Here is a 23,869-nt window from a genome sequence, read left to right as displayed (position 1 = left end):
ACGCCGATGGCCGAGCCGCACCCCGAAGCAATCCTGGACGGGCCCGACGCGGCGACGTTGCAGAAGCGGATCTACGGGCTCGAAACCCTTTTAGAGCTGACCCGCTCGCTGGTCATGGTGCGGGACCGCCGCCGGATCGACGACTTTCTCCTGCTCACGGCGATGGGGCTCTTCTCCGTCTCCCGGGCGATTCTCCTCGCCCGCGACGGCGAAGAAGACCGATTCGAGGTGGTGGCCCGCGGCCTCCGCGAGGGAGAGATCCGGGACCGGCTCGACATCCGCCTCTCCGGCGTTTTCGCCCGCCGCCTCCGCGTCGCCCGTGAACCGGTTCCTCTCCGCGAGGAGGGACTTCCGGAGCGGGAGCGGGAAGCGGTCCGCTTTCTCATCGACCGTCGAATCCGCCTCGCCGCGCCGATCCGGGGAAACGGCAAGTTGAACGGCATCCTCCTGCTCGGCGATCGGATCCGGCAGGACTCCTTCTCTCCCTTCGAAAAACAGATGCTCCGGTCCATCCTCGATCTGGCCGGAATCGTGATGGACAACGCCGAACTGGTCGGGGAGCTCCGCGACGCGAACCTCGCCCTGGAGGAGAGAAACGAGCGCATGAAGGAGCTGGACCGGATGAAAAGCCGGTTCCTCTCCAACATGGGCCACGAGCTCCGCACCCCCCTCACCGCCGTGATCGGTTTCGCCGAATGCCTCCGCTACCCCGACGTGGACCGGGAGAAACAGGTGGAATTCATCGATCAGATTCTCCGGGCGGGCCGCAAGCTCTCCAATCTGATCGAGCAGGTGATGGACCTTTCGGAAATGGACCACCGCACCTTCAAGCTTCGCCCGGGCAAGGGAGATCTCAACCGGCTCGTGCAGGAAGTGACCGAAGCGCTGCGTCCCGAGATGGAAGAAAAGAATCTCGACCTGCAGCTGGACCTGAAGGAAGCGCTCCCCGAGAGCTGGTTCGACATGGATCGGACGAAGCGGGTGGTGCGCAACCTGATGGACAACGCGATCAAGTTCTCCAAAAAGAACGGGCGGGTCCGCGTCGCGAGCGGGCTGGAGGGGGATCAGGTCACCCTCTCCATCGCCGACACCGGCGACGGAATCCCGCCGGAGGAGATCGCCCTCATCTTCGATCGCTTCCGACAGGTGGACGGTTCGGAAACACGGGCCCACGGCGGCGCCGGGATCGGTCTCAGCCTGGTGAAGGAGATCATGGAGGGGCAGCAAGGGTCGGTGTCGGTGGACTCGAGTCCGGGGAGCGGAAGCGTCTTCACCATCCGCCTGCCGCGGGACGGAGAGGAAGAGGGGATCGCCGAACCGGTCTTTCCGGCTGAGGGCGTCGGTCAGTCGTGACCGCCCGTCCCGCCGAGGTGCTTCAGCGCGTGATCGATGATGGGACGGATCGCCTCCATCCCGTCCCGCACCGCCCCCATGCTCCCCGGCAGATTCACGATCCAGGTGCGTCCCACCAGACCGGAGACGCCCCGCCCGATCGGCGCGGGGACCACTCCCTTGGCGACGCCCGACCGGCGGATCTCTTCCTCCACGCCGGGGGCTCGCTTCTCGATCACCGCCAGGGTCGCCTCGGGCGTCACGTCCCTGGGCATGAAACCGGTGCCGCCTACGGTGACGACCAGAAGAGGGCGTTCCCGATCGACGAGAGCGCGGAGCGTCTCCTCGATCCTCTCCCGTTCATCGGGGACGAGCGCTCGAGAGACGACGGCGAGCCCCGCTTCCTCCAGAAGCCGGGCTGCGAGCGGGCCGCTCCGGTCCTCGCTCTCGCCCCGCGAAGCACGGTCGCTCACCGTCACCACCGCCGCGCGCCATTTTGCTTCCATCATTCGCTTTCCGTCCGACGGGCGGAGCGTCCGGCCCGCTCCGCGCCTCTTCCGTAGCCCGGGTTATCGCTCGATGCCGTCCCTCGCCGTGACGCCGTCGCGGTAGTAGTGCTTGATCTCGCGCATCTCCGTGACCAGGTCCGCCCGAGCGATCAGCTCCGGCGGCGCCTTCCTTCCGGTGAGAACCACCTCCACCCCCTCCGGGCGGTGATCGAGGAAATCGAGAAGGTCCTCGACGGCGAGCAGCCCGAACCAGACCGCCACGTTCGCCTCGTCCAGAACGACGATGTCGAAGCGGCCCGACTCCATCGCCTCACGAGCCCGGGCGAGACCTCGCCGCGCGCGCTCCACGTGCTCCGGAGTCACCTCCTCACGGCGGATGCACCGCGGATCGCCGTATGGCTCGAGAACGATCCGGTCGTTCCCCTCCAAGGCGATCCTCTCGCCGTACACTTGGCCCTTCATGAACTGGCCGATGTACACGCGGAGTCCGTGGCCCGAGGCGCGAAGGGCGAGACCGAGAGCGGCGGTGGTCTTCCCCTTCCCGTCGCCCGTGTAAATCTGAACAAAGCCCCGTTTCATTCCGCCCCCGCCCCGCGCCTGGTCGGCGCCTGCCCGGAGAGAGGGAAGCGCGGATCCGGGGACCGACCCGCGGCGCCGCGCGCCGCCCGCCCCCACCGATCCGCGCTCCCTTGCTCGAAACGGTCCGTCAGCGTCCCGGTCCGGACACCCCTGTCGGGGCGCCGGCGGGCGCGGCCTGCTTCTCCGGCTTCGGCTGGGGACGGCTCTCCGCCTTCCCCTTTCCCTCCACCGAACGCCAACAACCGCCGTCGAAGAATACGCCCTCTTCGATGACCAGGTTCTTGGTGTAGATGTTTCCCTCGAAGTGGGAACCGGCCTGGAGCTTCACACCCTCCCGGGCGTGGATCTCTCCGTTCAGGTTCCCGGCGATGGTGGCGACCTTGGTCTCCACCTCCGCACGGACCTTACCGGTTTTCCCGATGACCAGCGTGTCCGAGACGATCAGTTTTCCGTCGAACCGCCCGTCGACCCGGATGTTCCCGCTGACGTTGACCGTGCCGTTGAACGTGCATCCTTCTGCGATGATCGAAGCCACTTTTTCCGTACCTTCCGGATTATCCGTTCGCGCCATATGCCATCCCCTTTCTCAGGGGCCGTCTCCCCGCATCCTAGGCCGGGATAGGCGGGCGCGTCAACGGGATTCCTTCCGATGGGAAGGGAAAGAGACGTCGCGGGGCATGATACCGAACCCGGGGTTATGCTAGACTCTCGACGTCTCGAACCCGAGGTGCGGCGATGCTGCGTTCCCAAAGAAGCAAGCGGTCGAGGAAGAATCTCAAGGCGGGGCTCTCCCTGACGGCGGCGGCCGCGACGGTCTTCGGCGTGATCAGCGGCGCGGCGGCCATCTCCACCAACCATCTGGGCACCTACAAGCTCCACAACCTGGCGGTTTCTCTCTTCGTGGAGCGGTTGAACGCCGTCTTCTTCCGTTTCACCCTCGTCGGCGCGGCGTGCGCGGTGCTCCTTTTCGTGCTCTACCGGGTCGCGCCCCGCTCCTTCCGGCGGATCACGTCGATCCTCTTCCTCATCGGGCTCCTGCTGGTGATCACGCAGAGCGGCCTCTTCGGCGGCGGCGAGGAAACGGGAGGCGGCGCGCTCTTCCTCCAAGGTCGTCGCTTTCTCCTGATCCTCGCGGCCCTGGCGGCGGCCCGGGTCTTTCACGAGATTTACCCCGCCTTCCAGGCGATTCTCTCCTTCGGCTCCCTCCGGGTGATCCTGCTCCCCCTTTTTCTGCTCGCCGTCGCGAACAGCGGCGCCTATATCAATTGGACGAAGAACTTTCCCCGCGGACAAAACGTGGTTCTCATCACCGTCGACGGGATCCGGCCGGACCACATGGGCGTTTTCGGATACGAACGAACGACCACGCCCCACCTGGATCGTTTCGCCCGGGAAGGGATTCTCCTCACGCGGGCTTTTTCGGCGGCGCCGCTCAGCCGCCCCTCCCTTGCGTCGATCCTGACCGGGCGTTATCCGGCGGCGGCCGGCGTGCGCCGGACCGAGGACGGCCTCCCCACGGGGCAGGCCACGCTGGCGGAAGTTCTCGAGGACCGCGGATACGACACGGCGGGCTTTGCCGTCCTCGCCGGACCGCCGGGCTCCTCCGGCTTCGGCCAGGGATTCGGCCATTTCCGTGAAGCGGCGGGAGCGGACGCCGACTCGCTGACCTCCGAAGCGGTTCGTTGGATCCTGGAGCGGAAGAAACGGCCCTTCTTTCTCTGGATCCACTACGACGACCCGGTCATGCCCTACGCGCCGGCGCCGGAGGAGCGCGTCTTCGGAGACCCGGACTACGAAGGACCCTATCGTGACCGCTTCTTCTATCGGCCGACGCCGGGATGCCGCGTTTTCGATCTCGTTCCTCTGGACGAGGAGGATCGACGGCGCGCCGTCGATCTGTACGACGGCGAGATCCGGGCCATGGACACGCGGATCGGGCGGATCCTCGCCGCGCTCCGGGAGCGGGATCGGATCCACGACTCGATCCTGCTGGTGGCGGGCACCCATGGGGAAAGCCTGGGCGAACACGGGTACCACTTCGATCACGGGGAGTTTCTCTACGACCCCACGCTCCACGTGCCGGTCCTGCTGAGCGCCCCGAACCTCCCCCGGCAGGTGATCGAATCGCAAGTCCGTCTGATCGATCTCGCCCCCACCCTCCTCGACGTGCTCCACTTCGACGTGCCCTACGACGCCGAGGGCCGGAGCCTGATGCCGGTGGTGGAGCGTCCGAGCCGCCCGCGGAGTTTCCCCCTCTTCGCCGAAACCGGCCCCTCCCTCCTCTTCCGGCACAACGAGCGGCGGCCCGTCGCCGGCCTGGCGGGGAGGCTCCAATCGATTCGTCTGGAGGGATGGAAGCTGATCCGCACACCCGGCGCGGAGCGGCCTCTGTTCGAGCTGTACGATCTGGAGAACGACCCTTCGGAGAGCCGGAACCTGGCCGCCGCCATGCCGGAGAAAACGGCGGAGCTGGCGGCGCTCTTGAAGGGGTGGGCGGCGGAGACGCCGCCGGTCGGTCCGGACGGCGACGCCCCGCCTCCCGATTGGGTTCTTCCCGGAGGGGAGTAGTCCCCTTCCCCGCTTCAGCTCTTCAGCGACTCGCGGAAGGCTTGCGTGAGAAGCGGCACCACGGTGAACAGATCCCCCACGATCCCGTAATCGGCCATCTTGAAAATCGGCGCGTTCGGGTCCTTGTTGATCGCCACGATCACGTCCGCGTTCCGCATGCCGGCGATGTGCTGGATCGCTCCGGAGATACCGCAGGCGATGTAAAGCTTCGGCTGTACCGTCTTACCGGTCTGTCCCACCTGGTGGGGGTACTCGATCCAGCCCGAGTCGACGGCGGACCGGGAGGCGCCGACGGCTCCGCCGAGAGCGGCGGCGAGTTCGCGAAGCGGCCCGAATCCCTCGGCGCCGCCGAGACCGTGCCCTCCGGCGACGATCACATCCGCCTCCTCCAACTGGACCGTCTCGCCCGGGTGCGGTTTCAGTTCCAACACGCGCGCGACCAAGCCCTCCGGAGCGGCGGCGGGAGCGCGTTTCTCCACGGTCGCCGCGCCGCCTCCTTCGGCGGGTGAATAGGCCTTGGGGCGGACCGTGAAGATCGCCGGATCGCCGCCGCGACACTCGATCCGCGCGGTCAAGTTGCCGCCGAACACACCCCGCGCGCCGACCAGCCGTCCATCCTCTCTCTCCACGGCGTAGCACTCCTGTACCACGCCGGTGTCGAGGGCGACGGCAAGCGAGGCGCCCAGTTCCCGTCCGTTCAGGGAAGCCGGAACGAGAATCGCCTCGGGGACGCCGTCGCGGACCGCTCCGGCGATCGCCGCCGTGTAGGGACCGACCCGATAAGTCGCCAGGTCCGGATCGTCCAGCACCAGCACACGGCCGGCGCCGACCTCCGCGAGCCTCGCCACCCGCTCGTCCGACCCGTCGCCGAGAAAGAGAAGAGTCACGGCCGAGGGATCCCCTCCCGCCAGTTCGACGGCGCGCCCCGCCAGTTCTCTCGTGGCGCGAGAGATTCCGTCCGGAGTCGCCTCCGCGATCACCCAAATCGCGTTCGCCATCTCTCCCACCTCCTTCTACAGGACCTTGGCGTCCAGGATTTTTCGCACGAGGACGGCGACCGCTTCCTCCGGTTCCCCGCCGATCATCTCCACTCCCGACGGGGGCGGAGGGGACTCGATCCCGCGAACGAAAGTCTGCGATCCGGCGACGCCGAGCCGCGAAGGATTCTCCCCCAGATCGGCGACGGTCCAGACCGGGATCTCCCGGCGGGCCGCCTTGCGGATACCGAGCGGGGAGGCGTAGCGGGGGAAGTAGATCCCCTTCATCACCGTGAGCACCACCGGAAGGGACGCCTCGACGATCTCCCGGCCCGCCTCGAGGGCGCGGCCGACCCGGATCTTCTTTTCACCGGCGTCGAACTCCAGGATCTCGTCCACATAGGAGAGAACGGGAATCCCCAGCAAACCCGCGAGGGCGGCGCCCACCGTGGCGGCGTTGTCGTCGGCCGCCCGGTCGCCGCACACGATCAGGTCCGCCCCGTCGATCTTGCGGACCGCCGCCGCCAGCGCCCGCGCGACGGCGACGGGGTCGCCCCCCACGAGCGCGTCGTCGGCGAGCAGGAACGCGTCGTCGGCGCCGACCGCCAGGGCCGATTCCTTCAATATCTTGGCCGCCCCGGGCCGCCCGACGCAGAGGGCGATCACCTCCCCTCCGGAACGGTCGCGGAGCTGAAGAGCCGTTTCGAGGGCGTAGGGCCCGATCGGGTCGACCAGGTAGGCCGCGTCCCCTCGAGGGGCCAGATATCCCTCCTCGGCCACCCGAACACCGTCGGGTGTCTCGGGGACTTCTTTCAAACAGACGATCGCCTTCATGCTTCCTCCATCTTTTCCGTCGGGAGATCCTCGAGCCGGGGATCGGAAGAGCGGCCCCGGAGAGCGTTGCCCGAGAGGCTAGCATCCGCTTTTCGGGGCTGTCAAGAGAGGCGGTTCGCGAACCCCATATATCGCAATAAGTACCGTTTAGTACATTTTTTTCTTGTCGTTTCCATTCGTATCTGTCATAATATTTTCAAAATATCATATGACCACCCCCTGCTTCCCTCGTGCTCCTGGGTCCCTCATCACTATGACGCGGAAGGGACTTGGCACCTGTAACCAGGCCACCGAGCGACACGAGCCAAAAGCGGGGGGTGTTTTTTTGTCTGAAACGGGTGAAGGGGAGAGACGGACGCCTCTCCCCTTCGGCTGATCTCTCGTTCTTCCGCTCTCTATTTAGGCAAGAGACCTGAATAGGCCGGTGAGAACTTCGACGGTTGGATCGCTCCCAACCAACGACTTGTTGATGGTAGTATAGCACTGTCGCTCGGGAGCGGTCAAGCAGCCGGTGCTGGCGCGCCGCGCGCATTCGGTCTTCGCCTTTCCCGCCCCATGTAGACGACCCGATTTCGCCCCCATTCGGAGGTCAAGATCATGCGAATGATCCACAAAGTGCTCGCGATCGTCTCCCTCTTGCCTCTTTTCGCCGTCGCCGGCGCGTCGGCCGAAGAGGGCGGCCCCTATCTGGGGGTGCGCGCGCAACGCCTGACCGCCCCCCTGGCCGACGCCCTCGGCGTGGAGGGAACGTCCGGCGTTCTCGTGTCGGAAGTCGCGGAAGGGAGCCCCGCGGCCGAAGCGGATCTGCAGCGCGGCGACGTGCTGCTCACATGGAACGGCGAAGCGATCCCCTCGCCGCGCGCGCTGATTCGTATGGTCCGCGACGCCGAAATCGGGGACGAGATCGCCTTCACGCTGATCCGGCGCGGCGAAAGCCGGACGACGCGCGTCGAGCTGGCGGAACGGGAGAAGAAGGGGGGCGTCGACAAGGGGAAGCGCGGACGCGGGGAAAGAAATCTCGAGAAACGCTCCCATCATCGGACCCGGATCGGCGCGTGGCTCGGCGTGGAAACCCGCGACCTCGACGCCGATCTGGCCGCCTACTTCGACCTTCCCGCCGGAAGCGGCGCGCTGGTGGTCGGCGTGCCGGCCGAGGGACCGGCCGCCCGGGCGGGCGTCAAGGGGGGCGACGTGATCGTCCGCCTGGGAGACGACGCGGTCCAAAGCGCCGCCGACCTCGCCGAAGCCGTCGCCGGCCGCGAAGCGGGGGACGAGGTGGAGGTGGAGATCGTCCGGAAGGGGAAGAAAACCACGTTGCGGGTGACGCTCGGCGCTCCCACCTCCCCCTTCGAAAGGTTCCGGACGATGCGGTTTCCCCCGCCGGACTGGGGCCGCTTCCACGGGATGCGGGGGCGGATCGATCGGGAAATGGATCATCTGAAAAAGGAAGTCGGGAAGCTCCGGAAGGAGATCGACAAAATCCGCGATGACAAGTAGAAGGCGCGGCGCATCGGCCGATGGCGGAAGAGAAACATGGAACGACCCGAGAGGCGGCGGCGCGGGCCGGGTCGAGCTGCGGGTGCGCTACGCGGAGACGGATCAGATGGGCGTGGTGTATTACGCCAATTACCCGGTCTGGTTCGAGGTGGGACGGGCCGCGCTCCTGCGGGGGCGCGGCATGACCTACGCCGACCTGGAGAGGCGCGGCTACCATCTCCCCGTATCGGGCGTCCGTTATCGCCTCCTCGCGCCCGCCCGGTACGATGACCCCATCCTCGTCGAAACCGGCGTCACCGCCCTCCGCTCACGGGCGATCACCTTCGCCTACCGCGTCCTCAGGGAGGGCGCCCTCCTCGTCGAGGGAGAGACGGATCACGTCTGCGTGGACCGCGCGATGCGACCCGTCCGGATCCCCGATGAACTCCGGCGCGCCTTGGAAAGACCGTCACCGGACGGAGACCGATGAAAGTCCTCGAGATCCACGCCGCCATCCAAGGAGAGGGGCGGGCGAGCGGCGTCCCCTGCGTCATCGTGCGCTTCGCCGGATGCCCCTACCGCTGCGCCTGGTGCGACACGGCCTGGGCGCGGGATGCGGAAGGGGAGGAGGCGAGCGCGGCGGAGGTGGCGCGGCGCGCGTCGGCCTTCGGCATCCCCCGTTTCCTTCTGACCGGCGGCGAGCCCCTCCTTCAGGAGGAGTTGCCCGATCTGATCCGCGTCCTGATCGAAGGGGGCGGCGAGGTGCTCGTCGAGACCTGCGGCGCGCTTCCCGTGGACCGGATCGATCCGCGGGCCGTAAAAATCATGGATATCAAGTGTCCCTCCAGCGGCGAGTCGGAACGCGTGCTCTGGTCGAATCTGGATCGCCTGGGAGGAGCGGACGAGATCAAGTTCGTCCTGGCGAACCGGGCGGACTACGATTGGGCCAAGGGGATCGTGGCCGCGCGGCTCGGCGGTTTCCCGGGGGCGGTTCTCTTCTCCCCCGTCCACGGGCGGCTTCCGGCGGAGAGGCTCGCCGGTTGGATTCTGGAGGATCGTCTCCTGGTGCGACTCCACCTCCAGCTGCACAGGATCCTATGGCCGGACCGGGAAAGGGGGGTCTAAAGGCGATGGCGGAACAGGCGGGATCGGTGGTTCTTTTAAGCGGCGGCATGGACAGCCTGGTCACCGCGGCGATCGCCGTCCGGGAGAGCGACGCCTCCTTTCTGCACGTCTCTTACGGGCAGAGGACGGAGCGCCGGGAGCGCGCCGCCTTCGATGCGATCGCCGATCACTACGGCGTGAAGCGGCGCCTCGCCCTCTCCATCGAGTCCCTCCGGGCCGTGGGCGGCTCCTCCCTCACCGATCCGTCGATGCCGGTGCGGACCGGCGGCGTGGACCGATCGCGCGTTCCCGACACATACGTCCCTTTCCGCAACGCCCACCTCGCCGCGATCGCGGTCTCCTGGGCCGAAGGTATCGGCGCCTCACGGATCTACATCGGAGCGGTGGAACAGGACTCCTCCGGCTACCCGGACTGCACCCGCGCCTTCTTCGACGCCTTCGAGAAGGCCGCCCGTCTCGGCGCCGCCCGCGCCGGCGAACTCCGCATCCTCACCCCGCTGATCCATCTCTCCAAGGCGGAGATCGTCCGCCTGGGCCTGCGAATGGACGCCCCCTTCCATCTCTCCTGGTCGTGCTACGTCGAGGAGGAGCGCGCCTGCGGTCTCTGCGATTCCTGCCGGCTCCGCCTCGAGGCGTTCCGCGGATGCGGCGTCGCCGACCCGATCCCCTACGCCGGCACACCCCCCCCGACCCCCTAAATAGCCCCCTTCTCTCCATCACGGGCCCGGCCGGATTCCTCCGGCCCCGGCCGCGGCCCCCGGAAAAAAGACACGATCTCTGAACCTTTTTGAAGAAAAACCCGTCTTACCGGGTAGATAGTGGTGAAACCCGGCTGGGCCGCCGGGGCGAACGGAGGGTCGGAGATGTTCGAGCTGTTGATGATACTCGTCGGGCTGGGAGCGCTCCTGCTCATGGTCAAGCTGGTCGCCTTCGCCCTGCATTTGGTGTTCCTTCCCCTGAGGATCGTGGGCGGGCTGCTCCTTCTCCTGATCGCGATGCCGATCGTGCTGATCACCCTGCCTTTCCTGCTCGTCGGCGGAGCGATCGCGGGAATCGCCTGTCTGGCCTGTTTCTCGTTCCTCTTTTAATTTTCGCCGAAGGAGTTCCCCAACGGCGCCGGGGCTGTAGGCGCGCCCTCCATCGCAGACGGGACGGTCCGAACTCGGCTCGTCCCGTCTTGCGTTTACCCTTTGCGCGGCTCCACACGGCAAAAAAGAACGGGGCCCGCAGGCCCCGCTCCCTTTCGCGTTCTTGCCCCCGCGCTTCGGATCAGAAGAGGAAGTGGATGTTGAAGACGGGCGCGAAGAGATACATCGCCGTCTCCGCCCCACCGAGACCGAGGGCGAGGGGATAGACGCCGGCGCCGATCTCCACGTTCTCCGTCACCAGCGTGTTGAATCCGATCAGGAATCCGAGTTCGATGAGCGAGGCCGGCTCGAACTTGTCGTTGAAGGTTCCGTCCGTCTTGATGGCGAAGGAGCCGCCCATCTCGACGGGGATGCCGTTGTACTCCCAGGGACGAACGGCGACCTTGCCGCCGAATGTGATCTGGGAGCTGCCGTAGTCATAGAACGCGAATCCCCCCTCCGCCATCCACTTGTAGGAACTGACGCGAAGGGTGGCCATGTCTCCCACGACCGGGTAGCGGGAATATCCCATGCCGAAACGCCCGCCGCGACCGGCGCTCCAGGCCGCGGAAGGCGCGAGAACGAGTAAAGCCAAACCTAAGGTGAGTGCGGAACGAACCTTCATGTCTATCCCCCTGTCGCAATCAACGAAACACACTCTCCGATATGAAAACACCGCATGCATTGTAGGATCGCCGGGGGGAGCGCGCAAGCGGAATGTCGGCGCGCTGCGGCGGCGGCCGGGACTGTGGTACAATGCGGCCGAGAGGATGGATCCCCCCATGACCGTTGAACGCCGAACCGGGCTCGCCGCCCGGATCGTGGGTATCGTCATACTCGAGTACGCGATCGTGGTCGTTGGATGTCTGACGGCGATCCGCCGTTTCGGTCCCTCCGCCGGAGAGGCGGCCAGCATCGGCGCCGTTCTGTTCGGCGTTCTTTCACTTATCAACTTCCTCGTCGCCCGCCGGCTTTTCCGCGGCGGCCCGGCGACGGGCACGCCGATGCGTCGCGACGAATCGGAAGACTATGCCCGCCTCCGCGAGGAGTTCTACTACCTCCGCTGGTACCTCGACGAACTCGTGGAAAACTGGAACACCGCCGTGCTCGTATTGGACCGGTCGCTTCTGGTCCGCTCGATGAACCGGGCGGGACGCGATCTTCTCTCGCTCAGAGAGAAGGCGGAGCTGGTCGGCCGCCCCTTCCATCTCCACCCGCTCTCCGCCGCGACCTACCGCGGGCAGGTCTCCTGTTTTCGGGACCGCCCCCTCCGGGAAGCGCTTGCCGCATGCTGCCGCGAGGGGACGCCGGTCCTTCTGGAGAAAATCGCCTATCACCGCATGGGCGGCGAGGAGCCGGTCCTTCTCGACGTTCTGGTGACCCCCTGGGGGGAACGGGTGGGCGAACCGCACCGGCTAGTTCTCCGGCTGGAGCGGACGGCGCGAAACGGCGGAATCGTCGCGCGGGAGGGAGCCGGCCCGGCGGAACCTCTCCCATTACTCCCCCGAGAGACGGAGGGGCCGCTCCGGGAGGCATGCGCCGACCTCAAGGGCCGGATCGAGGCGCTCCACCGTTCCTGCCGCTCGATCGCGGAGGCCGTGGCGCCGAGTCGGAACGGTGTGGAGGCGGAACTGCTTCTCTTCGAAATCCAGGCGGATCGTATCCGGGAGGAGATGGACCGCTTGGAGAGTCTCGCGTCGACGCGCCCGTTTCGCGCGCGCTCTCAGGCGGAGAAGGCCTCCCGCCCCCGCCGGAACCGGAGAGGGAAGGATGTCGCCGAATCGTGATCGTCTTTTCCCCCTTTGTCTCTACCTCTTCTCTTTTCTGCTTCAAATAGTTTATCTATTAGAAATCAAATCCAACCCCTTCTTTAATCTTCCGGTCCTCGACGAGGCGATTCATCTCCGCTGGGCGAACGCCCTCGCCCGGGGGGAACCCTGGTTCCCCGGCGAGCCCTACTTCCGGGCGCCCCTCTATCCCCTCTTCCTCTCCTTTCTCTTCCGGATCGGCGGCGCCGGGGTTCTCTTCCCGCGGATCGTCCAGGCGGCGATCGGCGCGCTCGGCCCGGTCCTCCTCTACCGGCTCGGACGGCGGCTCTTCCCGTCCACCACCGCGGCCGTCGCCGCGATCCTTCTCGCCCTGAACGGCATGGCGCTCTACTTCCAGGCGAGTTTCCTGATCGTCTCGATTCTCATCCCTCTCGACCTCGCGGTCCTGCTTCTCCTGGCGCGCTCCGCCGACCGGCCGGAAAGGGCGGCGCTCTGGCTCGGAGCCGGCGTCCTTCTCGGCCTTTCGGCCGTCGCCAGGCCGAACATCCTCCTCTTCGGCGCGGCGGTCCCTTTCTGGGCGTTCGCGCTGGACGGGCGGCCGGCGAGGACGCTCCGCCGGGCGGTCCTCCCCTTCCTGCTCGGCGCGGCGCTGCCGATCGCGCCGGTCGCCCTGCACAACCTCGCCGCCGGCGAGCCCGTGTGGATCGCCTGGCAGGGAGGGATCAACTTCTACATCGGCAACAATCCGGGATCGGACGGGATGACCGCCATCGCGCCCGGCGCGGACGGCACGTGGTGGGGCGGTTATCGCGACATGATCCGTTTCGCCGAAGAGAGCGAGGGAAAGCCGCTTTCGCGGCGCGGAGTTTCCGCCTACTGGACGGGTCGCGCATTCGCTTTCTTCCGCGACGATCCGGGCGGCGCGGCTCGCCTTTTCGCGCGCAAGGCCTTCCTGCTGGTGAACGACTTCGAGGTGAGCAACAATCAGGGAATCTACTTCTTCCGCCGCTTCTCCCGGATCCTCGCGGTGCTGATGCATCTCGGCTGGGGAATCCTCTTCCCCCTCGCCGCCGCAGGCGCCGTTTTCATCCGATGGGACCGCCGCCGCGCCCTCCCGGCGCTCTTCTTCCTCGTCTACGGCGCGGGGATCGTCCTCTTTTTCGTGACCGCCCGTTACCGGATGCCCCTTCTCCCGGTCCTTCTCCTCCCGGCGGCGACGGCCCTCGTGGAGTGGCCGCGGAGGATCCGCCGGAACCGGGACGGGCGCCTCGCCCTCTCTCTCGTTCTCTTCGCGGGCGCGGCGCTCCTTTCCAACTGGAATCCGCTCGGGCTCGAAAAGGAACGGTACGCCCAGGGTTATTACAACGCCGGCGCCCAGCTTCTCCTGGCGGGCCGGTTCGAGGAGGCGATCCCCTGGTTCGGCGGGGCGATCGAGGAGGAGCCGGCCTATCGGAACGCCCGATACAATTTAGGACTATGCTACTCCTATTTGAATCGACTGGACGATGCGGAGCGGGAGCTGCGCACGGTGGCCCGAGAACACCCCGATTTCGCCGACGGACGGTACGCCCTCGGGGCGGTGTTGGAAAGGCTCGGGAGGCCGGAAGAGGCGGTGGCCGAGGCGGTGGCCGCGCTCCGGCTGCGGCCGGATATGGAGGCGGCCCGCCTTCTTCTCGCGCGAGCGGCGGCCGCGGCCGACTCGCTGAAAATGACGGGGGGAGCGGTGAAGCGCTGATCCGCCCCTCTTTATCGGGAGGTCGGCGCCACGGTCCGCTATACTGAGCCCGCGGCGGGCACTCCCCCGCGCTCGGCACCACGGCGACAGGAGAACGGACCGGCGCCCATGAACCAGCTCCGCATCGGTATCGTGGCGATCTTCCTCGCCCTGGTCTTCCTCGCGCCCGCGCCCGACCGCCTCTATCTCGCCGAGCGTTCCTTGGAGAGCCTTCTCCCCCGCGTCGCGGAGGGGATGAACGGCGCGGCGCCGGGCACGATCGAGCTCTCCCTCTCCGGCCTGGAAGAGGAACGGAGTGGGCCGATCGCGGAGGAGGCGCGCGCGCGACTGGTCGGTCTGCTCGTCGAACGCGGGATCGCGCCCGTGCCGGAAGGACCGCCCCTCCGATCGCGGATCCTGGTCGGGGAGAAAGAGACGCGGGTCTTCTGGAGCGTCGGCGACGGCGCGGAACGGGAGGCGGCGGCGCGCCATCTCTCCTGGATCGCCCTCCTTCCCCCCTTCACGGCGATCCTCATCGCCCTCATCCTGCAGCGCACGATCCCGGCGCTCTTCCTCGGTGTCTGGCTCGGCGCGACCCTCCTCCGCGGCTTCAATCCCCTTCTCGGCCTCTGGGCGTTTCTGCGTGTCTACCTGGTGGAGGAGGCGCTGCTCGATTCCTTCCGCATCGAGATCATCGGTTTCGTGATCGGACTGGTCGCCCTTGTGGGGATCATCAGCAAGGGGGGCGGCGTGCAGGGAATGATCGGCGTGATGATGCGCTGGGTCCGATCGCGGCGCTCCGCGCAGATGGTCACCTTCGGCATGGGCCTCGTGATCTTCTTCGACGACTACGCCAACACGATTCTGGTGGGGAGCACCATGCGCCCCCTGACCGACCGCTTCCGGGTCTCCCGGGAGAAGCTCGCCTATCTGGTCGATTCGACGGCGGCCCCGGTCGCGGGCCTCTCCCTCCTCTCCACGTGGATCGCCTACGAGGTGAGCCAGTTCGCTCCGCAGATCGCCGAGGTGGGGATCACCGAAAACCCCTACATGGTTTTCGCGCGCACCATCCCCTACCGTTTCTATTCCATCTTCACCCTGCTCTTCATCCTGAGCGGGATCCTGCTCCGCCGCGAGTACGGCCCCATGCTCGACGCCGAGAACCGGTCCAGGACCACCGGCGCGGTGATCGACGAGAGGGCGAGGCCGATGGTTTCCGACGCGATGACCCGAATAGCCGCCAAGGAGGGGATCCCCCTTCGATGGTGGAACGCGGCGCTCCCCCTCGTCTCGGTCGTGCTGGTCACGCTGATCGGTCTATGGGTGACCGGCAATCGCGCGCTGGAAGAACCGAAGGCGCTCTCCCAGGTTTTTTCCCTCGTCGCGCTGCGGGACGTGATCGCCGCCGCCAGCTCCACTCAAGCGATCGCCGCCGGCGCGTGGACCGGTTTCTTCCTCGCCGCCGCGCTCCTTCTGGGACAGAGGATTCTCTCCGCCGGCGAGATCCTGCGCGCCTCCTATCATTCCACCAAGGGGCTTTTCTTCGCCATTCTGATCCTCCTTCTCGCCTGGTGCATCGGCGGCGTCTGCCGGGACATCGGCACCGCCCACTATCTGGTGGCTCTCTTTCATCGGTCGCTTTCCCCCCACTTCTACCCGATCATCCTCTTCATCCTCTCCTGCCTGGTCAGCTTCTCCACCGGGTCCTCCTGGTCCACCATGGCGATCATCCTCCCCAACTCGGTCACCCTCGCCTGGATACTCGGCGACGCGTCGCCCCTGGGCGCCTTCGGCCTCACCGTGCTCTCCATCGGCGCCGTCCTGGAGGGCTCCATCTTCGGCGACCACTGCTCGCCCATCTCGGACACCACCATCCTCTCGTCGGTCAGTTCCGCGTCGGACCACATCGACCACGTGCGCACGCAGATCCCCTACGCGATCACGTCGATGCTCGTGGCGATCGTCGTCGGTTACTTCCCCTCCACGCAGGGCGTGTCGCCGGCGATCACGATCCCCGCGGGGCTCGCCGTTCTTATCGGGATTCTTCTGATTCGGGGGAAGCGGCCGGCGTCGGACCGGTCGATCGACGCGGGGGCGGGTCAGTCCACGTAGCCGAGACCGCGCAACGTCTTGCGCGTCTCCTCGTCCACGGTGTACTCCTCGTCGGCGGAATCGCCCCGCATGTGTTCCTCCAGCATGCGGCGGAGCCGCGCGGCTTCTTCCGCCTCGGTGTCGATGAGGTTCTCCCTCTCCTCCGGATCGACGTCGAGACGATACAGTTCCTCGCCCCGCTCCGGGTCGTCCAGGTATTTCCACGGGCCGCTCCGCACCCCCCGCAATTCACCGGCGGACCGGATCCGCGGGCGTTCGAGGAACACGGCCTCCTCGCGCGTGTCCCCCTCCCCTCGGGCGAGCGGCGCCAAGCTCCGCCCCTCGGTGGGAAAGACCGCCCCCAGGGAGAGCAGGTCCATCAGTGTGGCGGGAATGTCGACGAGTGAAACCGGCTCGGTTCGGATCGCCCCTTCCGGAAGCCGGCCCGGCCAACGGATCAGCAGGGGAACGTGAAGCGAGGGCTCGTAGAGAAAGTGGGAATGGCCGAAGTAGTACCCGTGCTCGGTCATGCTTTCGCCGTGATCCCCGGTGACCAAAAGGAGGACCCGGTCCGCCAAGCCGCGGCGCTCCAGACCGTCCAACAACCGTTCGAGCTGGTGGTCCGTGTAGGAAACCTCACCCTCGTACAGAGCGATCGGATAATTCACGTCCGTCACGCCCGCCAGTCCATGGTAGGCGGGAATCTCGATCCCCTCCAGGCTCCGGTTCGCCGGATCCCGTTCCCGGCCGTCGTAGTACATCCGCCGGAAGGGACCGGGCGCGGCGTAGACCGAGTGAGGATCGAAGAAGTGCAACCAAGCGAAGAAAGGACCTTCCTCCCTCTCGAGCCAGACGAGAAAGGCGTCCACCGTCTTCTCGGCGATTCGCTCGGTCCCGCGCCGCTCGCCGTCCCGGTCGACGAATCCGTCGACGAGACGGTCGTCGAACCGGTCGAAGCCACGGTCGAAACCGAACTCGCCGAGCAGGGGGAAGCCGCTCACGAAGGCGACGGTGGCGTAGCCTTCGCGGCGCATCGCCTCGGAGAGAAGGGGAACATCCTCACCGAGAGGAGCGCCGTTTTCGCGGAGGCCGTGACTCCGCGGGTAGAGGCCGCTGAGTATGGTGGCGTGCGACGGCGAGGTAGAGGGGACGGGAGTGACGCAATCGGAAAAGAGCACGCCCTCGGCGGCGATGCGGTCCATGGCGTGCGTGCGGGTCCGAGGCGCTCCATAACAACCGAGCCGGTCGGCGCGGAGCGTGTCGATCGTGATGAGAATCACGCTCGGCCGTTCCCGCCCGGCGCAACCGGCGAGGATCGCCATGAAAAACAGAACCGGCGCCGTCCGTCCCCACCGCGCCTTCCGCTTTTTACGCATCGTCCACCGCCCCATAACGCACCCCGACCGGCCGGATAGAGAAAGGGCGGGTCCCGAAGGACCCGCCCCGCAAGCAAGGACGCCCCGGACCGATCGATGGACCGGGATCCGGCGCGATCCGGCTTATTTCTTCTTGGCCGCTTTCTTGCGGGCCTTCTTAGCGACTTTCTTTTTGGCTTTCTTCTTGGCGACTTTCTTCTTAGCGACTTTCTTTTTGGCTTTCTTCTTGGCGACTTTCTTCTTAGCGACTTTCTTTTTGGCTTTCTTCTTCGCGACTTTCTTCTTGGCGACCCTCTTCTTGGCGACTTTCTTCTTCGTGACTTTCTTCTTGGTCACCCTCTTCGCGACTTTCTTCTTAGTAACGGCTTTCTTCTTAGTGGTTACCTTCTTTTTCGTGGCCACCTTCCTTACCTCCCATGCATGAAGGTTGAAGAAAGATCCCCCAGCTTATGAGGCGAATCGCGATCGAAACGCGATCGCGCTCACCAAGCAAGAAGATCCGCCGAACACGACGCTTTTTCCTCCCATCCCCACCACTTTAGATCTATACCAACACCCGCCTCGGATCGCGTCGCGGCGAGTGGTCTGATTTCCGCTCTTAAAAGTATCCACTTGACCTCACTCCATCGCTCTACCGAAAACCAGGCACAATATACGGAAGTTGTGGAAAAGCTGTCAACATTTTTCCGTACATTCGTTTATCGTATTTTTTTGCCGACTTCTTTAGAAAAATTCTCGCAGAACGGGAAAATCTCACAGGCCCGACACTCGGCTCGAAATCCTTCGGCGGGACATCGATCGAGAATTCCCAGACGACAGATCGGAAAATCGAAGCGGAGCGGATCCCTCCGGTCCCACCTTCGGAGGGAGCCGGTGAGGCGTTCGGCCGCGTTCCAGTTGGCCGCGCGGCCCGTCACGAATCCGAGGCGGCCTCCGATTCGGAGGAGGTGGACGTCGAGAGGGACGATCAATTCCGCCGGGTCCGTCCCACTCCACAAGCCGAGATCGATCCCATCGTCCCGTCGGACCATCCACCGGAGAAAGAGGTTCCAGCGCTTGCACGCGCCCCCCTTTTCCGGAGAGGCGAGCAGAAAGCGGAGCCCACGCGAAACACCGCGATCCGGACCGGCGGGGATCGCTCCGGTCGCCGATTCCAGAAGACGACGAGACATCCGTGCGATGCGGGTCCGGACGTCGCCGCCTCCGTCGAGAAAGAAACGCTCCAGAGAACCGTGCCGATCGATGGCGAGACGGAGCGCGGCGGCGACCGCCGCCAGATCCCGGCCGGTGTGGAAACGGTAGCGGAGCGGGTGGAGGCGGGGGAGTTCGCGCTCCGGATCAAAGTCGCGGACGTAGCGCGCCGGCTCGTCGCCGAAGAGGCGAAGGAGATCCTCGGCGTGTTCCCGAATCGAGCGCACCCTCCCGTAGGCGATCAGGGCGACGAAGAAGGCGACCGTTTCTCTGTCCGCCGGATCCTCGTAGCGACGCACGACGGTGAGAGGGTCGGTGTGGAGAAACTCCGGCCTCGCGTACTTTCGGTAAACCGCCTCCAGAAATCGTCCGGTTCGATCCATCGGCGCCCTTCACTCTCCGGCGGGGGCTCGTTCGCTGTTCGGGGGTTTCCATGAAGATACGGCGTCGCGGGCGGAACGGGGGAAAAAGAAGACGACCCTCCCCCTCCACGGACCGGCCGGTCCGGGCGGGAAAGGATCGTCGTATGAACATTCGGTTCGGCGGAGCCGGATCAGGGACAACGCCAGTGGCCCGAAATCCAGTTGTAGCCGGACCGGCGCCCCTGCCATTTCCAATGCCCGCTCACCCAGACCGCGCCCGGACAGCGTGGGCCGGCGGGACGCACCTCCAACCTCGCCGGCGGCGGAATCGGACGGGTGTACACGGCGCAGCCGGCCGATCCGAGCGTCAATGCGAGGAGAAGACAAGCGATCCAACGCATGGGGGACCTCCTCTCTGCAAACGGGGTCGACGAGTCTCGTCCCTTTCTTTTGCAAAGGGGATGCCATTCCCGCCCGCGGGAAAATCCTCCGGGAATCGCCTTTGTTTGCCCCGTTTGTCCCCGCGACGCCCTTTTCGGACGGCGGCGGCGAAGCGCGGTGCGTACGATATGCGTCCCCATCGTTCCATCCTGCACACCGCGGTGTTGCGGCGCCGCGGCGGTTCTGCTAGCCTTGGTCGCGCGCGAAATTTCGTCGCGAGGATCGGGAGCCTTCCTATCGTGAATCGTATCCCTCACCTTCCGGGCGTTCTCGCCGCGGGCGTTCTTTTCGCGCTCTACCTGTTCACTCTCTCTCCCGGCGTATTCCTCGGCGACTCGGGGGAGTTGACCGCCGCCGCCTACCGTCTCGACATCCCCCACCCACCCGGCTATCCCCTTTACGCCCTGTCGGGACGAATCGCTTCGCTCCCGCCGATCGGCTCGGTCGCCCTCCGCCTCAATCTCCTCTCGGCCATCACCGGCGCTATCGCCGTTTTCCTTCTCTATCGCGCCGCCCGCGTCCTGGCCGGTCCGTTCCCCTCCTTCGTCGCGTCGGTGCTCTTCGGAACCGCTCCTCTCTTCTGGTCGCAATGCGTGGTCGCCGAAGTGTACGCGCCGGCAACGGCCCTCTTCCTCGCGGCGCTGTTTCCGATCCTCCGCGCCCGCGACGAAAGGGACGCGCTTTTAGGCGGCTACTGCGCGGGGCTGGCCGCAGCGGCCCACCCGACCGGCGCGCTCCTCCTCCCCTTCCTCCCCTTCGCCGGATTGTCCGCGCGCCGGAGACACCGCGCTACGCGGAACGCCCTCCTCGCCGCCACCGCGCCCCTTCTCGCCGCCGCGGCGGCGCTCACCCTCTTCCTCTATCTACCGGTGCGCTCCGCGCTCGACCCGCCCGTCGACTGGGGGAATCCGGAAACGGCACGGGCGTTTTTCGCGCACCTTTTCCGGCTTCAATATGGAGACGTCATTCTCGCGGACCCGGGATTCGGCGGGGCGGCGCGGCGGATCGCCGCCGGACTGGGCCGCCTCTCGGGAGAGAATATCCCCACCGTCCTCCTACCGATTCTCCTGCTCGGCATGGTGGGATCTTTCCTCCGAAGAGGGAACGGAAGCGCCGCGACGCGGGCCGGCGTGTTCCTCCTCGCCGGTCCGGCGCTCCTCGCCGCGCTCCGTTTTCCCCTCGCGCCGGACAGGGTGGAGGAGAACTCGGTCTTTTTGATCCCGCTCCTCGCGATTCTCTCCCTCTGGATCGCCGAGGGGATCCATGTCCTCGCCCGGGCGATCCCGGGGCACGCGCCGCGCGCCGCCGGCGCATTGATCCTCGCGGCGGTCGTCGCCCTCCACGCGGGAGAGGTGTTGCCGAGGATGCGTTTCGACCGCGTCCGACTGCCGGAGGAGTATGCCCGCCGAATCCTCACCCGTCTTCCGCGCGACGCCGGGCTGATCGCCGAGGGGGACGACATGGTCTTCCCCCTTCTCTACCTGCGGGCGGCGGAAAATCTCCGGCCGGACGTGGGCCTCTATCAATTGAACGGTTCGATTTTCCCCCCGCCACCGGAGGGGGACGGAGCGCCCCGCTACCGCACCTTCCCGGCGCCGGGGGCGATTCCGGACTGGCCGCTCTGGAGGAAACCGGACGCCGCGCCCCCGATCGACCCGGGTGAACCTCCGCTCCCGGCGAAGGAGTGGGGAGTGATGGCCGGATCCGCTCCACTTCGCGCTCTTTGGATCAACCATTTGGAGACGGCGTCGCGGTCGGCGCGGACGATCGAACGGGCGGCGATCTTCCGTCTCGCCGCGATCGAAACGGAGGGGAGGCTGTTTTTCGGCGACGAAGACGCGGCGCTCCGTTACGCGAGGGCGACGGTCCTCATAGACCGGGATCGGACGATGGAAGCGGTCTCGGCGCTCCAGCTCCATGTCGACGGGAGGGTCGTTCCGGAGGATGCGCCCTCCCTCGTCCTGCTGGCGCAGCTCCACCTCCGCCGCGGGGCGGAGGGGTTGGCGCGGGTCGCTCTCTCCCGGCTGCCGGAGAACGCCGGACCGGAGACGCTCCTCCGCGCGGCCACCACGTTTCGGTGGCTTGGCGAGCGGGAAGAGGCGCGCCGTCTTCTCGAGCGGGCGCTCCGCGAGGACCCCTATGCGGCGGAGGGATTCGAGTCACTCGCGGAGATCGAGGCGGAAACGAACGAAAAAGAAGAGGCGGCGCGGCACGCGGTCCGCGCCTTGCTCATCGATCCCACGATGGTCGGTCCGCGACTGCTTCTCGCCCGACTCGCCGTCGAGCGCGGTGATCGACGCGGCGCGGAGCGCCACTATCGCCGTCTGCTCCGGGTTCTCCCCATCGGTCCGGAGGCGGACGAGGCGCACCGTTTCCTCGAAGGGAATCCGGAGAGGCGCTAGCGGACCGGAAGGGCGGAGGTGGCCGCGCGCCGGAGCATGTCCATGTTCCGTTTCGCGTTTTCATTCCGAGGATCCAGCGCGAGAGCGCTCCGGAAACACCGCTCCGCCTCGGCCCTCTCGCCGCGCCGCGCCAGAAGGACGCCGAGCGCGTTCCACGCCTCCGGGGCGGTCCGGTCCCGCCTCAGGGAGAGCCGGTAAAACCGCTCCGCCTCCTCCGTCTCCCCCCGCCCCTCGAGCAAAATCCCTTTCGCGTAAAGCGCCGCCGCGTGCCCCGGGTCGAGAAGGATGGCGCGGTCCAGTTCCTCCGCCGCCTCCTTCCCCTCACCTCGCCGCATCAGAAGAAGGCCGAGGTTGTAATGTGCGTCGGCGTAGTCGGGGGCGACTTGGATCGCGCGGCGGAGCCATCGTTCCGCATCCGCTCCGCCGGGCCGGTCCATGGCGACCACGCCCAGGGCGTTCGCGGCATCCGCCTCGTCCGCTCGGGAGACGGCCCTCTCCGCCAGGCGGCGAAGATACGACTCGGCGCGGCCGAAGTCGCCGCGGCTATAGTAGAGACGGCCGAGGTTGTAATCGGTCCTCACCGGGTTTCGTCCCCGATCGCCGAAGGGATCGGCGAGCCCGAGCAGCAGGAGAAGGACCGTCGCCGTCGCCGTGCGGATTCGTTCGGCGCGCGTTCCACGAAGGATCCCATCGATCGATCCGGCCGCGAGGGGGGCGAGGAACGGCCAGACCGGCGCGCGGTAACGGACGGCGAAGACGGTGAGCGCGACGGAGACGCCGTATCCGGCGAGGCCGAGGGACGCCACCATCCATCCGCCGCGGCGCGCGCGAGGCGAGAGAAGGAACGCGAGCCCGAGCGGGAGAAGGAGGACCGCGTCGAAAAGAGAGAGACGGAGGAGGGGCGAGCGCTTCCGGAAAGCGTCGAAGTCCTGGCTCGCGTCGATGGTCGACCCGGAGAGGAAGAGGACCGTTTTGCCGGCGATCCGCCGGACCGCGCCCGCGGGGTCGCGGCGCCAATCGCGCAGCATGCGGTCCAGGTAGTAACGGTTCCGCGCCGCGTTTCCCTCGATCCCCTCGAAGAGAGGCGCGGCGGTGAGCCTTTCCCAACCGTAGCCGGGCCGGACGTGCGCCGTACCGTTCGAGCCGGCGCCGTTCCCGATGTACAGGTTGAGCCCCGCGTTCCCAGGCGCGGGGAGCATTCCCTCGCCGGCGCGCGCATTGAGAATGGAAACGGGAAGGAGCGGCGCGGCGCAGGCGGCGGCGAAGAGGAGCCACCGCCGCCGGGGACGGACGCGGAAAAGGAGCAGGAGGGTGATGGCGACGACCGACGGCCCCGCCCCCGGATGCGTCGCGTAGGAGAGCCCGGCGGCGAGCCCGGCGATCACCAGATTCCGCGGGGCGGCGCGGGCCGGAACGACGAGCGCCCGGAGAAGAACGGCGTGTAGAAAGACCTGGAGGATCACCGGCAGAACCTGCGCCTCGAAGTAGAGAATCGGCGGGGCGAGGGCGACGAGCGCGCCCGCGATAAAACCGACCCGGCGCCCGCCGAGCAACGCCGCCGCGGAGCGGACCAGCGCCGCCGACGCGCCGGCGAGCGCGATCTGCAGGAGATAGATCGCGGGGAGCGGGGAACGGAAGAGGGCGGCGAAGGGGACGAGGAAGAGCGAATAGACGGGGCCGTGGATCGGCGCTCTTTCCCAGGAAGCGACGCCGGCGACCAGCGCGCGCGCCTCGGCGAGATACTCCGCCGCGTCGATGATCGGATGCTGAAGGAACGGGTCACCGGACAGGAAACGGAGGTTCAACAGGCCGGCGGCGGCGGCGGCCAGAAAGAGAATCGCTCCGTCCCTTTGTCCCCCGCGCTCTCCGGCCGGCTTCGCTTTCATCGCACGCGCGCCCTCCCGGCACGGACCATAGCACCGCGCGCCCGCCATTCGCAACGGCGGCGCGAGGAAGCGCTTGCGACGCTCCTCTCCCCTTCCCTACAATCGCCGCG

22 protein-coding genes are annotated in these 23,869 nt (G+C 66.9%); 11 read left to right on the top strand and 11 right to left on the bottom strand.

Going from position 1 to position 23,869, the window contains the following annotated elements; all coding sequences use genetic code 11:
* The first annotated feature begins 6 nt into the window (after positions 1 to 6).
* The gene (locus JW958_03270; GenBank protein ID MBN1825261.1) at positions 7 to 1,353 is read left to right on the top strand and encodes a HAMP domain-containing histidine kinase; all 1,347 of its coding nucleotides are present in this window, start codon (positions 7 to 9) and stop codon (positions 1,351 to 1,353) included.
* On the opposite strand, the gene JW958_03265 is transcribed toward JW958_03270, so the two are convergent.
* The 3 genes from JW958_03265 to JW958_03255 all read right to left on the bottom strand — a co-directional run bounded on the left by JW958_03265 (position 1,344) and on the right by JW958_03255 (position 2,991).
* Entirely contained in the window at positions 1,344 to 1,838 is a 495-nt protein-coding gene (locus JW958_03265) for a MogA/MoaB family molybdenum cofactor biosynthesis protein (GenBank protein ID MBN1825260.1), read from the bottom strand. The two genes, JW958_03270 and JW958_03265, sit on opposite strands and share 10 nt — an antisense overlap.
* A gap of 63 nt (positions 1,839 to 1,901) precedes the next feature.
* Positions 1,902 to 2,420, bottom strand: a complete 519-nt coding sequence (locus JW958_03260) for a cob(I)yrinic acid a,c-diamide adenosyltransferase (GenBank protein MBN1825259.1) — start codon at positions 2,418 to 2,420, stop codon at positions 1,902 to 1,904.
* A gap of 127 nt (positions 2,421 to 2,547) precedes the next feature.
* Positions 2,548 to 2,991: a polymer-forming cytoskeletal protein gene (locus tag JW958_03255; protein MBN1825258.1), complete on the bottom strand. Its 444-nt coding sequence runs from the start codon at positions 2,989 to 2,991 to the stop codon at positions 2,548 to 2,550.
* Between the two features lie 164 nt (positions 2,992 to 3,155).
* On the opposite strand from JW958_03255, the gene JW958_03250 reads away from it, so the two are divergent.
* A complete protein-coding gene (locus JW958_03250) occupies positions 3,156 to 4,988 on the top strand; it encodes a sulfatase (protein ID MBN1825257.1) in 1,833 nt (610 codons plus the stop codon).
* Between the two features lie 14 nt (positions 4,989 to 5,002).
* Here the strand turns inward: JW958_03250 and JW958_03245 are convergent, their stop codons facing one another.
* Together JW958_03245 and JW958_03240 are read right to left on the bottom strand one after the other, a co-directional pair.
* Entirely contained in the window at positions 5,003 to 5,986 is a 984-nt protein-coding gene (locus JW958_03245) for an electron transfer flavoprotein subunit alpha/FixB family protein (protein ID MBN1825256.1), read from the bottom strand.
* Positions 5,987 to 6,001: 15 nt separating this feature from the next.
* On the bottom strand, positions 6,002 to 6,799 hold the full coding sequence (locus JW958_03240; protein ID MBN1825255.1) for an electron transfer flavoprotein subunit beta/FixA family protein: 798 nt from the start codon (positions 6,797 to 6,799) through the stop codon (positions 6,002 to 6,004).
* A 597-nt stretch (positions 6,800 to 7,396) separates the two neighbouring features.
* Here JW958_03240 and JW958_03235 point away from each other — a divergent pair.
* The 5 genes from JW958_03235 (at position 7,397) to JW958_03215 (ending at position 10,488) form a co-directional block, all read left to right on the top strand.
* Entirely contained in the window at positions 7,397 to 8,296 is a 900-nt protein-coding gene (locus JW958_03235) for a PDZ domain-containing protein (GenBank protein MBN1825254.1), read from the top strand.
* Entirely contained in the window at positions 8,286 to 8,765 is a 480-nt protein-coding gene (locus JW958_03230; protein ID MBN1825253.1) for an acyl-CoA thioesterase, read from the top strand. The genes JW958_03235 and JW958_03230 overlap by 11 nt, the downstream gene beginning before the upstream one ends.
* A complete protein-coding gene (locus tag JW958_03225; GenBank protein MBN1825252.1) occupies positions 8,762 to 9,400 on the top strand; it encodes a radical SAM protein in 639 nt (212 codons plus the stop codon). Before JW958_03230 ends, JW958_03225 begins: the two co-directional genes overlap by 4 nt.
* A gap of 5 nt (positions 9,401 to 9,405) precedes the next feature.
* Positions 9,406 to 10,098, top strand: a complete 693-nt coding sequence (queC, locus tag JW958_03220) for a 7-cyano-7-deazaguanine synthase QueC (protein MBN1825251.1) — start codon at positions 9,406 to 9,408, stop codon at positions 10,096 to 10,098.
* A gap of 123 nt (positions 10,099 to 10,221) precedes the next feature.
* A complete protein-coding gene (locus tag JW958_03215) occupies positions 10,222 to 10,488 on the top strand; it encodes a hypothetical protein (GenBank protein ID MBN1825250.1) in 267 nt (88 codons plus the stop codon).
* 181 nt (positions 10,489 to 10,669) lie between these two features.
* Here JW958_03215 and JW958_03210 read toward each other — a convergent pair whose 3' ends face one another.
* Positions 10,670 to 11,152: a hypothetical protein gene (locus tag JW958_03210; protein MBN1825249.1), complete on the bottom strand. Its 483-nt coding sequence runs from the start codon at positions 11,150 to 11,152 to the stop codon at positions 10,670 to 10,672.
* A gap of 157 nt (positions 11,153 to 11,309) precedes the next feature.
* Here JW958_03210 and JW958_03205 point away from each other — a divergent pair, with 157 nt between their 5' ends.
* From JW958_03205 to JW958_03195, 3 genes are all read left to right on the top strand, one after another.
* Positions 11,310 to 12,314, top strand: coding sequence for a PAS domain-containing protein (locus JW958_03205; protein MBN1825248.1), 1,005 nt, complete (start codon positions 11,310 to 11,312; stop codon positions 12,312 to 12,314).
* Positions 12,298 to 14,031, top strand: a complete 1,734-nt coding sequence (locus JW958_03200; GenBank protein ID MBN1825247.1) for a glycosyltransferase family 39 protein — start codon at positions 12,298 to 12,300, stop codon at positions 14,029 to 14,031. The genes JW958_03205 and JW958_03200 overlap by 17 nt, the downstream gene beginning before the upstream one ends.
* Before the next feature lie 108 nt (positions 14,032 to 14,139).
* Positions 14,140 to 16,122 carry a Na+/H+ antiporter NhaC family protein gene (locus JW958_03195; protein MBN1825246.1) on the top strand — a complete coding sequence of 661 codons (1,983 nt, stop codon included), beginning with the start codon at positions 14,140 to 14,142 and terminating at the stop codon, positions 16,120 to 16,122.
* On the opposite strand, the gene JW958_03190 is transcribed toward JW958_03195, so the two are convergent.
* The 4 genes from JW958_03190 to JW958_03175 all read right to left on the bottom strand — a co-directional run bounded on the left by JW958_03190 (position 16,110) and on the right by JW958_03175 (position 19,431).
* The gene (locus JW958_03190; GenBank protein ID MBN1825245.1) at positions 16,110 to 17,477 is read right to left on the bottom strand and encodes a sulfatase; all 1,368 of its coding nucleotides are present in this window, start codon (positions 17,475 to 17,477) and stop codon (positions 16,110 to 16,112) included. The two genes, JW958_03195 and JW958_03190, sit on opposite strands and share 13 nt — an antisense overlap.
* Before the next feature lie 123 nt (positions 17,478 to 17,600).
* The gene (locus tag JW958_03185; protein ID MBN1825244.1) at positions 17,601 to 17,879 is read right to left on the bottom strand and encodes a hypothetical protein; all 279 of its coding nucleotides are present in this window, start codon (positions 17,877 to 17,879) and stop codon (positions 17,601 to 17,603) included.
* A 296-nt stretch (positions 17,880 to 18,175) separates the two neighbouring features.
* Positions 18,176 to 19,051 carry a TIGR02757 family protein gene (locus JW958_03180; protein MBN1825243.1) on the bottom strand — a complete coding sequence of 292 codons (876 nt, stop codon included), beginning with the start codon at positions 19,049 to 19,051 and terminating at the stop codon, positions 18,176 to 18,178.
* Positions 19,052 to 19,221: 170 nt separating this feature from the next.
* A complete protein-coding gene (locus JW958_03175; GenBank protein MBN1825242.1) occupies positions 19,222 to 19,431 on the bottom strand; it encodes a YXWGXW repeat-containing protein in 210 nt (69 codons plus the stop codon).
* A 279-nt stretch (positions 19,432 to 19,710) separates the two neighbouring features.
* Between JW958_03175 and JW958_03170 the strand changes: the two genes are divergently transcribed.
* Entirely contained in the window at positions 19,711 to 21,873 is a 2,163-nt protein-coding gene (locus tag JW958_03170) for a DUF2723 domain-containing protein (protein MBN1825241.1), read from the top strand.
* On the opposite strand, the gene JW958_03165 is transcribed toward JW958_03170, so the two are convergent.
* Positions 21,870 to 23,759 carry a tetratricopeptide repeat protein gene (locus JW958_03165; protein MBN1825240.1) on the bottom strand — a complete coding sequence of 630 codons (1,890 nt, stop codon included), beginning with the start codon at positions 23,757 to 23,759 and terminating at the stop codon, positions 21,870 to 21,872. The genes JW958_03170 and JW958_03165 overlap by 4 nt on opposite strands.
* Positions 23,760 to 23,869: the final 110 nt, after the last annotated feature.

The organism is Candidatus Eisenbacteria bacterium (assembly GCA_016930695.1).
Lineage (GTDB): Bacteria > Orphanbacterota > Orphanbacteria > Orphanbacterales > Orphanbacteraceae > JAFGGD01.
The sequence above is the reverse complement of the archived record's forward strand: the minus strand, read 5'-3'. Positions and strand labels throughout refer to the sequence as shown.

What these genes read in the sequence shown, in the direction of transcription:
- JW958_03225 (MBN1825252.1), top strand. Translation starts at nt 8,762, where the DNA reads ATGAAAGTCCTCGAGATCCACGCCGCCATCCAAGGAGAGGGGCGGGCG.
- JW958_03190 (MBN1825245.1), bottom strand. Translation starts at nt 17,477, where the DNA reads ATGCGTAAAAAGCGGAAGGCGCGGTGGGGACGGACGGCGCCGGTTCTG.
- JW958_03235 (MBN1825254.1), top strand. Translation starts at nt 7,397, where the DNA reads ATGCGAATGATCCACAAAGTGCTCGCGATCGTCTCCCTCTTGCCTCTT.
- JW958_03270 (MBN1825261.1), top strand. Translation starts at nt 7, where the DNA reads ATGGCCGAGCCGCACCCCGAAGCAATCCTGGACGGGCCCGACGCGGCG.
- JW958_03180 (MBN1825243.1), bottom strand. Translation starts at nt 19,051, where the DNA reads ATGGATCGAACCGGACGATTTCTGGAGGCGGTTTACCGAAAGTACGCG.
- JW958_03165 (MBN1825240.1), bottom strand. Translation starts at nt 23,759, where the DNA reads ATGAAAGCGAAGCCGGCCGGAGAGCGCGGGGGACAAAGGGACGGAGCG.
- JW958_03240 (MBN1825255.1), bottom strand. Translation starts at nt 6,799, where the DNA reads ATGAAGGCGATCGTCTGTTTGAAAGAAGTCCCCGAGACACCCGACGGT.
- queC (MBN1825251.1), top strand. Translation starts at nt 9,406, where the DNA reads ATGGCGGAACAGGCGGGATCGGTGGTTCTTTTAAGCGGCGGCATGGAC.
- JW958_03250 (MBN1825257.1), top strand. Translation starts at nt 3,156, where the DNA reads ATGCTGCGTTCCCAAAGAAGCAAGCGGTCGAGGAAGAATCTCAAGGCG.
- JW958_03230 (MBN1825253.1), top strand. Translation starts at nt 8,286, where the DNA reads ATGACAAGTAGAAGGCGCGGCGCATCGGCCGATGGCGGAAGAGAAACA.
- JW958_03195 (MBN1825246.1), top strand. Translation starts at nt 14,140, where the DNA reads ATGAACCAGCTCCGCATCGGTATCGTGGCGATCTTCCTCGCCCTGGTC.
- JW958_03245 (MBN1825256.1), bottom strand. Translation starts at nt 5,986, where the DNA reads ATGGCGAACGCGATTTGGGTGATCGCGGAGGCGACTCCGGACGGAATC.
- JW958_03260 (MBN1825259.1), bottom strand. Translation starts at nt 2,420, where the DNA reads ATGAAACGGGGCTTTGTTCAGATTTACACGGGCGACGGGAAGGGGAAG.
- JW958_03210 (MBN1825249.1), bottom strand. Translation starts at nt 11,152, where the DNA reads ATGAAGGTTCGTTCCGCACTCACCTTAGGTTTGGCTTTACTCGTTCTC.
- JW958_03265 (MBN1825260.1), bottom strand. Translation starts at nt 1,838, where the DNA reads ATGGAAGCAAAATGGCGCGCGGCGGTGGTGACGGTGAGCGACCGTGCT.
- JW958_03175 (MBN1825242.1), bottom strand. Translation starts at nt 19,431, where the DNA reads ATGCGTTGGATCGCTTGTCTTCTCCTCGCATTGACGCTCGGATCGGCC.
- JW958_03255 (MBN1825258.1), bottom strand. Translation starts at nt 2,991, where the DNA reads ATGGCGCGAACGGATAATCCGGAAGGTACGGAAAAAGTGGCTTCGATC.
- JW958_03200 (MBN1825247.1), top strand. Translation starts at nt 12,298, where the DNA reads ATGTCGCCGAATCGTGATCGTCTTTTCCCCCTTTGTCTCTACCTCTTC.
- JW958_03205 (MBN1825248.1), top strand. Translation starts at nt 11,310, where the DNA reads ATGACCGTTGAACGCCGAACCGGGCTCGCCGCCCGGATCGTGGGTATC.